Source organism: Promicromonospora alba, assembly GCF_042654905.1.
GTDB lineage: Bacteria > Actinomycetota > Actinomycetes > Actinomycetales > Cellulomonadaceae > Promicromonospora > Promicromonospora alba.
In genome coordinates this window covers 24,158-36,937 of sequence record NZ_JBHSFI010000003.1, presented here as the reverse complement: position 1 = coordinate 36,937, position 12,780 = coordinate 24,158, and the positions used below count along the sequence as shown (strand labels likewise).

8 protein-coding genes are annotated in these 12,780 nt (G+C 72.0%); all 8 read left to right on the top strand.

Annotation, left to right across the window (positions count from 1 at the left end):
* The first annotated feature begins 191 nt into the window (after positions 1-191).
* The 8 genes from ACFO6V_RS05395 to whiA all read left to right on the top strand — a co-directional run bounded on the left by ACFO6V_RS05395 (position 192) and on the right by whiA (position 12,591).
* Positions 192-2,969, top strand: coding sequence for a tetratricopeptide repeat protein (locus ACFO6V_RS05395; protein WP_377133024.1), 2,778 nt, complete (start codon positions 192-194; stop codon positions 2,967-2,969).
* Between the two features lie 105 nt (positions 2,970-3,074).
* The gene (gene uvrA, locus ACFO6V_RS05390) at positions 3,075-6,020 is read left to right on the top strand and encodes an excinuclease ABC subunit UvrA (RefSeq protein WP_377133022.1); all 2,946 of its coding nucleotides are present in this window, start codon (positions 3,075-3,077) and stop codon (positions 6,018-6,020) included.
* 109 nt (positions 6,021-6,129) lie between these two features.
* Entirely contained in the window at positions 6,130-6,594 is a 465-nt protein-coding gene (locus ACFO6V_RS05385) for a hypothetical protein (protein WP_377133020.1), read from the top strand.
* Positions 6,595-6,726: 132 nt separating this feature from the next.
* On the top strand, positions 6,727-7,212 hold the full coding sequence (locus ACFO6V_RS05380; RefSeq protein ID WP_377133018.1) for an OsmC family protein: 486 nt from the start codon (positions 6,727-6,729) through the stop codon (positions 7,210-7,212).
* A gap of 120 nt (positions 7,213-7,332) precedes the next feature.
* Positions 7,333-9,309 carry an excinuclease ABC subunit UvrC gene (gene uvrC, locus ACFO6V_RS05375; RefSeq protein WP_377133016.1) on the top strand — a complete coding sequence of 659 codons (1,977 nt, stop codon included), beginning with the start codon at positions 7,333-7,335 and terminating at the stop codon, positions 9,307-9,309.
* A 19-nt stretch (positions 9,310-9,328) separates the two neighbouring features.
* Positions 9,329-10,267, top strand: coding sequence for an RNase adapter RapZ (gene rapZ, locus ACFO6V_RS05370; protein ID WP_377133014.1), 939 nt, complete (start codon positions 9,329-9,331; stop codon positions 10,265-10,267).
* On the top strand, positions 10,264-11,274 hold the full coding sequence (locus ACFO6V_RS05365; protein ID WP_377133012.1) for a gluconeogenesis factor YvcK family protein: 1,011 nt from the start codon (positions 10,264-10,266) through the stop codon (positions 11,272-11,274). The genes rapZ and ACFO6V_RS05365 overlap by 4 nt, the downstream gene beginning before the upstream one ends.
* A gap of 336 nt (positions 11,275-11,610) precedes the next feature.
* Positions 11,611-12,591 (top strand): DNA-binding protein WhiA, encoded by a 981-nt coding sequence (whiA, locus tag ACFO6V_RS05360; RefSeq protein WP_116675604.1) that lies wholly within the window; start codon positions 11,611-11,613, stop codon positions 12,589-12,591.
* Positions 12,592-12,780: the final 189 nt, after the last annotated feature.

The following is a 12,780-nucleotide window of genomic DNA, read 5'->3' as shown; positions in this document are numbered from 1 at the left end:
CGAAATGCCGGATCGGCCGGGAGGGCGCTGCGTGGTTTTCGGCGCTGTGACGCCGTTCACGAGCGGCCATGCGACCGTTACGCCGTGTTCGTCCGTGCGCGGTTCTGATCACGGGTTGAACGAGTCTTCCCGTTCCCCTTGCAGTCTTGGACGTTCGTCCGGTTGACTTGCTCATCGTGGTGGTCTCGGAGGTGTCGACCCGGTTGGCCGCTGCGGTCCGGGCCGCCCGCACGGTGGTCCGCCGCGGCCCTCTCACGGCTGCTGCGGACGAGCCGCTGGACGGCTTCCGGCGGCCGACCGCGCTGCTCGACCCGGCCCGGGCGGTGGTCCCCTTCATGGGCCGCGAGCAGGAGCTCGACGAGCTCCGCACGTGGGCCGAGAGCCCGGCGACGATCAGCCTGCGGCTCATCGTCGCTCCCGTCGGCTTCGGCAAGACCCGCCTCGCGAACGAGTTCGGCAGCCGCATGGGCGAGTCCGGATGGACGGTCGTCCCCGTGCCGCGCGGTCGGGAGGCCGCAACGGTGCGCGCACGGCCGCCGGGCGACGTGCTCTTCGTCGTGGACAACGCCGCGACCCGGCTCGGCCTCGGCGCGATGCTCGACGCCCTGGCCCGCCCCGCCCGTGGCCGCGTCCGCGTCCTCCTGCTCGCGCGGGTCGCGGGGGAGTGGCTGCGCCGGCTGCGCTGGGGCTCGATGCTGTGGCCGCTGCTCGAGCGGGACGGCGCCACGCAGACGCCGCTGGACCTCGCGCTGGCGCCCGGCCTGCCGGACCGCGCGGTGCTGGAGGCCGCGACCGCCGCGTTCGCCGAGTGCCTCGGCGTCGAGAACCCCGGTGCGTCCGCCGTGCGCACGCCGGAACCGGTCGGCGGGACCCGTGTGATCGACCTGCACGCCGCCGCGGCCCTCGCCGTCCTCGGGGCGGCAGGGGTCCAGGTCCCGGCCACCGAGCTGAACCCGGTGCGCGGGCTCCTGGAGGTGGCCGCGAGCTCGTGGACCCGGTCGGCGCGTGAGGCCGGCCTGGAGCTGACCGTCGACGAGGTCAAGGACGTCGTGGCCGCCGTATGCCTGCTGGGCGCCGACGACGCGGCGAGCGTGCGCGACGTGCTGCGCCGGGTGGTTCCCGGGGTGCCCGGCCGCGCCGGCGCGCAGTGGCTGCTCGACCTGCAGCGTCCGGTGACGGGGCTCGAGGCGAACGCCGTCGGGCACGGCCGTGTCGGAGACGTGCTCATCGCCGACCGGTTCGGTCGGTCGGTCGCCCTGGTCGGCTCGTGCACGTGGGGCCTGTCCCGGAAGGCGGCGCTGCGCGTGGTCCACGTCGCCCGCCGGCTGGAGATCGAGCTGTCGGAGACGCCGGGGGTGGGCGCGCTGGCGGCAGAGCTCCTGCGCCGCGCGGGCGACTCCTACGGCGACGACCCGCGCGCCCTGCGGACGGCGTTCCTGCTCAAGCCCCGCGGTGTCATGGACGTGTCGACCGACGACGTGGACCGGGCCGAGCGGGCGGTCGCGGCTGCCCGGGACGCGGCGGGCCGGGCGGAGGCGCTCACCGACCTGGGCGTGGCGCTGCGGGACGACGCACGCCTGGCCGAGTCGCTGGACGCGCTGGAGGCGGCCGTGGCCGCGTGGCGCCGCCTCGCGGCGAACGACCTCGACCGGTACCGCACGGCCCTGGTGGGGGCGATCAACGCCCTCGGCGTCGCGCACTGGCGAGCCGGGATGACGAAGGACGCGCTGGCCGCGCAGCTCGAGGCCGTCGAGCTGACCCGGACGGCCGAGGAACGGGACACCGGCTGGATCGAGGCGGAGCTGGCCCGCGTCCTGATGAGCCTGACCGTCGTCCTGAACGACACAGGTCCTCCCCAGGAGGAGGACGCGCGGTTCATGGAGCTGCTCCCGATCCTCCGGAACCTGGTGCAGCGCGACCCGCGGCAGTGGGGGGTCTTCCTGACGACCGCCCTGTCCAACCGCGCGGTGACGCTCACGGAGAGCCGCCCGGAGGAGGCGCCGGCGTTCGCGCTGGAGGCCGTCGAGCTCAGCCGCAGGATGGTGCTGCAGGCGCCCGAGCGGTACCGGCAGGAGCTCGGGTTCGCGCTGACGAACCTCGCCAACTCGTACGCGGCGCTCGGCCGCGACCGGGAGGCGATCGAGCCGCTCGGCGAGGCCGCGGCCCTGCGCCGTCAGCTCGCCCGCGAGAATCCCGCCGCCCACACCTGGACGCTCGCCTACACGCTCGCGTCGCTGGGCGCGGTGCGGTCCCGGCTCGGCGACCTGGACGAGGCGATATCTCTCGAGCGCGAGGCCGTGCTGCTGCGCCGCCGGCTCGCGCGCGAGAACCCCGCGCGGTTTCGCAGGACGCTCGCCGCCTCGCTCTCGAACCTCGCGGTCACGCACTCGCGGGCCGGGGAGCCGGACGAGGCGCTGCCCCTGGAGCAGGAGGCGGTGGCGATCCGCCGCGGCCTGGCGGCGGAGGGGCACCCGGGCGAGGAGTACCTGGCGCGCTCGCTGTCCAACCTGGGGGTGCTCTACTCGGAGCTCGGCCGGGCCGAGGACGCCGTCGCGCCGACCGAGGAGGCGGTCGCCCAGCTCCGGCTGCTCGCCGTGGGAGACCCCGAACGCTTCGAGCCGGACCTCGCCGATGCGCTGCTGAACCTGGGCGCCGCGCTCATCGACGCGGGGCGCCCGGAGGAAGGCGTCGAGCCGACGGCGGAGGCGGTGCGCGTACGCCGCGGGCTCGCGCGCCGGAGCCCCGACCTCCACCTGCCGGGGCTCGCCTCCGCGCTCTCGAACATGGTCTCGGTGCACCTCGACCTGAAGATGCTGGACTCCGCGGCGGAGTACGCCCAGGAGGTCGTGGACGTGCGGCGCCGGCTCGTCGACGGGTCCTACGCCCACGAGCAGGACCTCCTGCGGGCCCTCGACCTGCAGGCTCGTGTACGCCGGTCGGGCGTCTCCGACGGCCGCGCGGTGCGCTGAGTCCTCGCGGGCGTCGTGCGGGTGTGACGAGTCTGTCAGTGTGATCTCAGGCGTGATTTCTAGAACAGGCGTGCGAATGTCAGTGGGTCGCCCTAGGATGCCTCTGTGAGCAATCGTCTCGTCGTCTCGGGTGCCCGAGAGCACAACCTGAAGAACGTATCCCTGGACCTGCCCCGGGACCAGCTCATCGTGTTCACCGGGCTGTCGGGCTCCGGCAAGTCGTCGCTCGCGTTCGACACGATCTTCGCCGAGGGGCAGCGCCGGTACGTCGAGTCGCTGTCCGCGTACGCGCGTCAGTTCCTGGGCCAGATGGACAAGCCCGACGTCGACTTCATCGAGGGGCTGTCGCCCGCGGTGTCGATCGACCAGAAGTCGACCAACCGCAACCCGCGCTCCACGGTCGGCACCATCACCGAGGTCTACGACTATCTGCGCCTGCTGTACGCGCGCGCGGGCACGCAGTTCTGCCCGGTGTGCGGCGAGAAGGTCCAGTCGCAGACGCCGCAGCAGATCGTGGACCAGATCCTCGAGCTGCCCGAGAACACGCGGTACCAGGTGCTGGCACCCGTGGTGCGCGGCCGCAAGGGCGAGTACGCGGACCTGTTCAAGGAGCTGCAGGCCAAGGGCTTCTCCCGGGCGCGGGTCGACGGCGAGGTCGTGCAGCTGACCGACCCGCCCACGCTGGAGAAGAAGCTGAAGCACGACATCGAGGTCGTCGTGGACCGGCTCGTGGCGCGCGACGGCGTGCAGCGCCGGCTGACGGACTCCGTCGAGACCGCGCTGACCCTGGCGAACGGCCTCGTGATGATCGAGCTGGTCGACGCCGACGTCGACGACCTGACGCGCACCCGCAAGTTCTCCGAGAAGCGGGCCTGCCCGAACGAGCACACCCTCGCGCTCGACGAGATCGAGCCGCGGACGTTCTCGTTCAACGCGCCCTACGGCGCGTGCCCGGAATGCACGGGCATCGGCTTCCGGCTGGAGGTCGACCCCGACCTCATCGTGCCGGACGACGAGCAGACGCTGCGCGGCGGCGCCGTCGCCCCGTGGGCGCAGACGTCGTCGGAGTACTTCGAGCGCGTGCTGACGGCCCTCGCGGAGGAGATGAAGTTCTCCATGGACGTGCCGTGGCGCGCCCTGCCCGAGCGCGCTCGCGAGGCGATCCTGCACGGACGCGACCACAAGGTGCACGTCAAGTACAAGAACCGGTGGGGCCGCGAGCGGCAGTACTCGACCGGCTTCGAGGGCGCCGTGACGTTCCTGGAGCGCCGGCACCGCGAGACCGACTCCGACCTGTCCAAGGACAAGTACGAGGCCTACATGCGCGAGGTGCCGTGCCCCACGTGCGGCGGCGCGCGGCTCAAGCCGGAGGTCCTCGCGGTCAAGATCGACGGGCTGTCCATCGCCGACGTCAGCCGCCTGCCGGTGGGCGAGGCCGCCGAGTTCCTCAAGGGCATCGTGCTCGGCGTGCGCGAGGCGCAGATCGCGACCGAGGTCCTCAAGGAGATCCACGCACGGCTCGGCTTCCTGCTCGACGTCGGCCTGCACTACCTCACGCTGGAGCGCCCGGCCGGCACCCTGTCCGGCGGTGAGGCCCAGCGCATCCGGCTGGCCACCCAGATCGGCTCCGGGCTGGTCGGCGTGCTGTACGTGCTGGACGAGCCGTCCATCGGGCTGCACCAGCGGGACAACCGCCGCCTGATCGACACGCTCACCCGCCTGCGGGACCTGGGCAACACGCTGATCGTCGTCGAGCACGACGAGGACACGATCCGCGCGGCCGACTGGATCGTCGACATCGGCCCGGGCGCCGGCGAGCACGGCGGCGAGGTCATCCACTCGGGCGACTACGCGGGCCTGCTCGCGAAGAAGGAGTCGATGACCGGCGCGTACCTCTCCGGGCGCCGCTCCATCCCGGTGCCCGCCGTGCGGCGGCCGATCGACCACGACCGGCAGGTCACGGTGATCGGCGCGCACGAGAACAACCTGCGCAACGTCGACGTGTCGTTCCCGCTCGGGGTGCTGACCGTCGTGTCGGGCGTGTCCGGCTCCGGCAAGTCCACGCTGGTCAACTCGATCCTGTACACCGTCATGGCGAACCAGCTCAACGGTGCGCGGCGGGTCGCCGGGCGGCACCGGCGCGTGACGGGTCTGGACCAGCTCGACAAGGTGGTGCACGTGGACCAGGGGCCGATCGGGCGTACGCCGCGGTCGAACCCCGCCACGTACACGGGCGTCTGGGATCGGATCCGCAAGATCTTCGCGGAGACCGAGGAGGCCAAGGTCCGTGGTTACGGTCCGGGCCGGTTCTCGTTCAACGTCAAGGGCGGCCGCTGCGAGGCGTGCGCGGGCGACGGCACCATCAAGATCGAGATGAACTTCCTGCCGGACGTCTACGTGCCGTGCGAGGTCTGCCACGGCGCGCGGTACAACCGCGAGACGCTCGAGGTGCACTTCAAGGGCAAGACGGTCGCCGACGTGCTCGACATGCCGATCGAGGAGGCCGCGGAGTTCTTCAAGGCGTTCCCGGCGATCTCCCGGCACCTGTCGACGCTGGTCGACGTCGGCCTGGGGTACGTGCGGCTCGGGCAGCCCGCCCCCACGCTGTCAGGTGGCGAGGCGCAGCGCGTCAAGCTGGCGGCGGAGCTGCAGAAGCGGTCGTCGGGCCGCTCGGCGTACGTGCTGGACGAGCCGACCACCGGCCTGCACTTCGAGGACACGCGCCGCCTGCTCGGTGTGCTGCAGTCGCTCGCCGACAAGGGCAACACGGTGATCGTGATCGAGCACAACCTGGACGTCATCAAGAGTGCCGACTGGGTCATCGACATGGGGCCCGAGGGCGGCAGCGGGGGCGGCCTCGTCGTCGCGCAGGGTACGCCCGAGGTCGTCGCCGCGGTCCCGGAGAGTCACACGGGCACGTACCTCGCGGAGATCCTCGAGGTGCACGCACAGGCCGGCGAGGTCCCGGTGCTGCCGCCGGCGAACGGCAAGCCGAAGCGCAAGCCCGCGGCGAAGACCGCGACCAAGGCGAAGGCGGGCGCCACGGCCTGAGGCCGCCGGCGACCTGCGGACGCCGGGGCCGGCAGGTCCGGACACGGTGCCTCGACGTGCTTGCAGGTTCCTGCAAACCGCGTCGGTGCGCCGGTGTTTGACTGCGGTCATGCGAAAGAACCGACAGATCAAGCGCATTCTGACGGCGGCCTCCGCGGTCGCGCTGGGGGCCACCATGCTCACCGCCTCGCCGGCGGCGGCGGCGCAGATCGCGCACAACTGCGTGGGCGAGCAGGTCGTCCGCTGTGCCAACGTGGAGATGTCGTCGCCCGGTGTGTTCAATGCCCACGCGAGGGTGACCGACAGCTCCGGCGGTGGTGACTACAGGGTCCGAGTCCGTGAGGTCTACCTCGAGGTCCTGCGCGACGGTGTCTGGTGGACCGTCAAGGATGCCTACCCGGGGGATGCGTGGGAGCCGGTCCAGGCGGTCCATCGCACCGCGTCGTGGTCGTGCGGTTCCTCCCCACAGGTGAGCATGCGGGCGAAGGTGACCATGGAGTGGGAGGACCAGAACTACGTCATCGGCAGAGGCACGCTCACCTCGGGGAGCGTCAAGGTCTGTCCGCGTACCTGACCGCACCGCCGGGACCGCCCCGTCGCTCCTTCGTCGGGGCGCTGGGGGCGGTGGGGCGGTGTCGGCGATACGGCGGTGCGACGAGCGCCGCAGGCGTGGCCCTCGGGGCGGCCGGGCCCTAGGGTGGTCCCCATGAGCGGAGCCACCCATGACTATGCCGTCACCGTCCGGTGGACAGGTGCGGGGGACAAGGGAACGTCGTCGTACACGTCGTACTCGCGCGACCACGAGATCGACCTGCCGCACAAGCCGCCGCTACTCGGCTCGGCTGACCCGGCCTTCCGGGGCGACCTGGCCCGGAACAGCCCGGAGGAGCTTTTCGTCGCCAGCCTGAGCCAGTGCCACATGCTGTGGTTCCTGCACCTGGCCGCGGAGTCGGGCCTGATCGTGCGTGAGTACCGGGACTCGGCGACCGGCACCATGCGGGTCGAGGCGCGGGGCGAGGGCGCGTTCACCGACGTGACGCTGCACCCGAAGGTCGTCGTGGACCCGGGTGAGCTCGCGACGGACGAGCATCTCGCGGCCCTGCACCACAAGGCGCACGCGATGTGCTTCATCGCCCGGTCGGTGAACTTCCCGGTCCGCGTCGAGCCGACCCCGGTCCACGTCACCGTCTGACCCCGTACCAGCGTTGAGTGCTGGGTATCTGCGCCTCCGGAGCCGGATCGGGCGCAGATACCCAGCACTCAACGCCGGCGAACGTGCGTCACTGTCAGTGGCACCGCATAGGTTTGGGGCATGGCGGATCCAGCTACCTATCGACCCAAGGCGGGAGAGATCCCGACCTCGCCCGGTGTCTACCGGTTCCGTGACGAGCACGGCCGGGTCGTCTACGTGGGCAAGGCGAAGAACCTGCGCCAGCGCCTGGCGAACTACTTCCAGGACGTCGCGAACCTGCACGAGCGCACCCGGCGGATGGTGACGACTGCGGCGTCCGTCGAGTGGACGGTGGTGGGCACCGAGGTCGAGGCGCTCGCCCTGGAGTTCACCTGGATCCAGCAGTACGACCCGCGGTTCAACGTGAAGTACCGGGACGACAAGTCGTACCCGTACCTCGCGGTGACCCTGGGGGAGGAGGTGCCGCGCGCCCAGGTCATGCGGGGGGCGAAGCGCAAGGGCACCCGCTACTTCGGCCCGTACGGGCACGCCTGGGCCATCCGGGAGACGCTCGACCTGCTGCTGCGCGTCTTCCCGATCCGGACGTGCTCGGCCGGCGTCTACAAGCGGGCCGGCCAGTCGGGCCGGCCGTGCCTGCTCGGGTACATCGACAAGTGCTCGGCGCCCTGCGTCGGCCGGATCAGCGTCGACGACCACCGGGCGCTCGTCCTGGACTTCTGCGACTTCATGGCGGGCGACACCGCCAAGTTCGAGCGCCGGCTCACCAAGCGTATGCAGGAGGCCGCCGCCGAGATGGAGTACGAGCAGGCGGCCCGCCTGCGCGACGACATCGAGGCCCTGCGGCGGGCCACGGAGAAGAACGCGGTGGTCCTCGGCGACGCCACGGACGCCGACGTGTTCGCCCTGGTGGGCGACGAGCTGGAGGCCGCCGTCCAGGTGTTCCACGTCCGCGGGGGCCGCATCCGCGGCCAGCGCGGCTGGATCGTCGAGAAGGTCGAGGACATCACCGACGGCGAGCTCGTGGAGCACCTGCTGCAGCAGGTCTACGGCGCAGCCGACGAGGTGGACGGGGAGGAGGCCCGCGACGCGGTGCCGCGCGAGGTCCTCGTGCCGGTGCTGCCGCCCGACCTGGAGCAGGTCGGCACCTGGCTCAGCGGGCTGCGCGGTGCGCGCGTCGACGTGCGGGTACCGCAGCGCGGCGACAAGAAGGAGCTCGCGGCCACCGTCCGCAAGAACGCCGAGCACGCGCTCATGGTGCACCGCACGCGCCGCGCGGGTGACCTCACGACCCGCAGCCAGGCCCTCGCGGAGATCCAGGAGGCGCTCGACCTGGACTCGGCGCCCCTGCGGATCGAGTGCTACGACATCTCGCACACGCAGGGCACCTACCAGTCGGCGTCCATGGTCGTGTTCGAGGACGGTCTGGCTCGCAAGAGCGAGTACCGCTCGTTCAGCATCCGGGGGTCGGACGGCGACGGCGCCCGCGACGACACGGAGGCCATGCACGAGGTCATCACACGCCGCTTCAAGCGCTACCTGGCCGACCGGCTGAGGTCCAACGACGTCGAGATGGCCGCTGAGCTGTCCGGTGGCGACCCGACGGGCGGCCGGCTGCCCGGCGGCGAGGTGGCCGCCGACGCGCCGGAGGAGAAGGCACGGTTCGCCTACCCGCCCAGCCTCGTCGTGGTCGACGGCGGGCCGCCCCAGGTCGCCGCCGCGAAGCGGGCGCTGGACGAGCTCGGCATCACCGACGTCGCGCTCTGCGGCCTCGCCAAGCGCCTGGAGGAGGTGTGGGTGCCGGGGGAGGACTACCCCGTCATCCTGCAGCGCTCCAGCGAGGGCCTGTACCTGCTGCAGCGCGTCCGGGACGAGGCACACCGGTTCGCGATCACGCAGCACCGCAGGCGGCGGAGCAAGGGCATGACCGCCTCGGTGCTCGACGACGTCCCCGGGCTCGGCCCCGCGCGCAAGAAGGTGCTGCTCACCCACTTCGGCTCGCTCAAGCGGCTCAAGGCCGCGAGCGTCGAGGAGATCGCCAGCGTGCGCGGCATGGGGGACAAGACGGCGGAGGCGGTGGTCGCCGCCCTCAAGGCCTGACGCTGGCATGCTTGGCCCCATGAGCAACACCGAGCCGTCACCCATCACCGCACCGGAAGGCATCGCCGAGGTCGAGGCCGCCACGCACGGCCCAGAGCACAGCGAGCCGCAGGTCCTGGTGATCACCGGAATGTCTGGCGCCGGCCGGTCGCGAGCGGCGGCCGTCCTGGAGGACCTGGACTGGTACGTCGTCGACAACCTGCCGCCCATGATGCTCGTGCCGCTGGTCGATCTCATGGCCAAGGGGTCGAGCATCGAACGCGTGGCAGTGGTCGTGGACGTTCGCGGCAGAGAGTTCTTCTCCGAGCTGGACAAGGTGCTCGTGCACATGACGGAGGCGGGGGTCGCCTACCGGATCCTGTTCCTGGACGCGAGCGACGAGGTGCTCGTGCGCCGGTTCGAGCAGGTCCGCAGGCCGCACCCGCTGCAGGGCGAGGGCCGCATCCTCGACGGGATCGCGGAGGAGCGGTCCGTCGTCGCGACCCTGGCCGCACGGGCCGACCTGCGGATCGACACCTCGGACCTCTCGGTGCACGACCTCGCGCGGGAGATCCGCGGGTGGCTCGCGCACGACATCAACGAGGTGCTGCGTGTCAACGTCATCTCGTTCGGGTTCAAGTACGGCATACCCCTGGACGCCGACCACGTGGTGGACGTACGGTTCCTGGCCAACCCCTACTGGATCACCGAGCTCCGGCACCTGACGGGGCGTGACCAGCCGGTACGTGACTACGTGCTCGCCCGACCGGGCGCCGTCGAGTTCATCGACCGCTACGTCGACGCCCTGGCCCCGGTGCTCGCCGGCTACCTCAACGAGGAGAAGCGCTACGTGACCATCGCCGTGGGATGCACGGGAGGCAAGCACCGCTCCGTCGCGATCTCCGAAGCAATCGCCGAACGACTCCGTGCCCGAGGCCAGCTCGTCACCGTCTCGGCACGTGATCTGGGCCGCGAATGATCCCGCACGCGCCGGGGGTGCCGGACGTCCCCGCACCGGAGTGGAGCAAGAACCCGTCGGTGGTCGCCCTGGGCGGCGGCCACGGCCTGTCCGCGAGCCTGTCGGCCCTGCGCCTCATGTCCGACCGCCTCACGGCGGTGGTGACGGTCGCCGACGACGGCGGCTCCTCCGGACGCCTGCGTGACGAGCTGGACGTGCTGCCGCCGGGCGACCTGCGGATGGCGCTCGCCGCCCTGTGCGACGACTCCGAGTGGGGCCGGACCTGGAGCGCGATGCTGCAGCACCGCTTCGCGTCGTCGGGCGAGCTGGACAACCACGCCATGGGCAACCTGCTGATCGTGGCGCTGTGGGAGCTGCTCGGTGACGAGGTCGAGGGCCTGGACTGGGTCGGCCGGCTGCTCGGGGCCCGGGGCCGCGTGCTGCCGATGGCATCGGTGCCGCTGGTGGTCGAGGCGGACGTACGGCACACCGCCGCGCCGGGGGAGCTCGAGCCCGCGCTGGAGACGGTCGTGGGTCAGAGCCGCGTGGCCGTCACCGAGGGCCGGATCGAGCAGCTGCGCCTGCTCCCGGCGGACCCGCCGGCGCCCCCGGAGGCGGTCCAGGCGGTGCTCGACGCCGACTGGGTGGTCCTGGGTCCCGGGTCCTGGTACTCCTCGGTGCTCGTGCACCTGCTGGTGCCCGCGATCGCCGAGGCCCTGCACGTCACGAAGGCGCGCCGCTGCGTGACGCTCAACCTGTCCGCGGAGAACGGCGAGACGGAGGGTCTCACCGCCGTCGACCACCTGGAAGCCCTGCACAAGCACGCGCCCGGGCTGAGGATCGACGCGGTGCTCGCCGACCCGTCGGCGGTCGAGGACGTGACGGCCCTGGAGGCCGCCGCCGCGTCCATGGGCGCGCGCGTGATCATGCGCCAGGTCCGGCGCGGCGACGACACGACCAAGCACGACGGGCTGCGCCTGGCCGCCGCCTACCGCGACGTGTTCGAGGGCGTCTACGGCGACGTCTGACGCGGCAGGCCGGTCCCGCGCCCGGTGGGTGTTCCGCCCGAGATGCTAGACCGTCCCCGCCGCACCCACGTCACCGTCGGTGATGGACCTGCGTGCACCTTTGTGCGGGTCTGCGTCGCCGTGTCCCGAGAGGGCGCTCATGGTCCGGAACACCCACGACCTGGTTGCTGCGACACCGGGCCGAAATACTGTGCCAAGCGGGCCGTCCCCGCACCGCTGCCGCACTGCGGATAACCGCCGGGGGATAACCGGGCAGGGCGACACGCCGGGACAATTCGCCCGAGTATCCGCGATTCCACCGGGTGCCCTCGCGCCCGACCATGGCAGGATGACGCCATGGCGCTCACGGCACAGGTCAAGGAGGAGCTCGCGCGGGTGAGGGTGGCGAAGACATCCTGCCGTAAGGCAGAGGTCTCCGCGACGCTGCGGTTCTCCGGCGGCCTCCACATCATCTCAGGTCGGGTAGTGATCGAGGCAGAGCTCGACACGGAGCATGCCGCGACCCGGCTGCGGCATGCCATCCACGACCTGTACGGGCACACGAGCGAGCTCATCGTGGTCCAGGCGGGCGGCCTGCGGAAGAGCTCGCGGTTCGTGGTGCGCGTGGTGCGCGAGGGGGAGTCGCTCGCCCGGCAGACGGGGCTCCTGGACGCCCGCGGCCGGCCCGTGCGCGGACTGGCGCCCGAGGTCGTGTCCGCGGGTGTGCAGGAGGCCGAGGCCGTGTGGCGCGGCGCCTTCCTGGCGCACGGCTCGCTCACGGAACCCGGCCGGTCGATGGCGCTGGAGATCACCAGCCCCGGGCCCGAGGCGGCGCTCGCGCTCGTCGGCGCGGCCCGCCGGCTGGGCGTGGCGGCCAAGTCCCGCGAGGTGCGTGGCATCGACCGCGTGGTGATCCGCGACGGCGACTCGATCGGCCGCATGCTGGAGCGCATCGGTGCGCCCGAGACCCTCAAGGTCTGGGAGGAGCGCCGCGAGCGCCGCGAGGTGCGTGGCACGGCCAACCGCCTGGCGAACTTCGACGACGCGAACCTGCGCCGCTCCGCGCGGGCTGCCGTGGCCGCGGGCGCGCGGGTCCAGCGGGCGTTCGAGATCCTGGGCGACGAGCTGCCGGAGCACCTGCGCCAGGCCGGCGAGCTGCGGCTCGCGCACAAGCAGGCGTCGCTCGAGGAGCTGGGCCGGCTGGCCGAGCCGCAGCTGTCCAAGGACGCGGTGGCGGGCCGGATCCGCCGTCTGCTGTCGACCGCGGACAAGCGCGCGCTCGAGCTGGGCATCCCCGACACCGAGGCCGGGCTGCCCGCTGACCTGCTCGACCTCTGACTGTCAGACACCGCCGGACGTGTCAGGCGTACAGGTCACCCGGGTGATCTGTACGTCTGACATGTCCGGCGCGTTCTGACGAGACACCCGACCCTTGAGGCTTGACCGCCCGATCCGTCTTGTGAGAACTAACAGAACCCTGAGTCCCACGCTGTCTGGGCTCGGGTCACGGTTCCGCCGGGTTCGGGT

Coding starts and splice junctions, on each gene's coding strand:
- ACFO6V_RS05385 (WP_377133020.1), top strand. CDS start 6,130: ATGCGAAAGAACCGACAGATCAAGCGCATTCTGACGGCGGCCTCCGCG.
- ACFO6V_RS05380 (WP_377133018.1), top strand. CDS start 6,727: ATGAGCGGAGCCACCCATGACTATGCCGTCACCGTCCGGTGGACAGGT.
- uvrC (WP_377133016.1), top strand. CDS start 7,333: ATGGCGGATCCAGCTACCTATCGACCCAAGGCGGGAGAGATCCCGACC.
- rapZ (WP_377133014.1), top strand. CDS start 9,329: ATGAGCAACACCGAGCCGTCACCCATCACCGCACCGGAAGGCATCGCC.
- ACFO6V_RS05365 (WP_377133012.1), top strand. CDS start 10,264: ATGATCCCGCACGCGCCGGGGGTGCCGGACGTCCCCGCACCGGAGTGG.
- whiA (WP_116675604.1), top strand. CDS start 11,611: ATGGCGCTCACGGCACAGGTCAAGGAGGAGCTCGCGCGGGTGAGGGTG.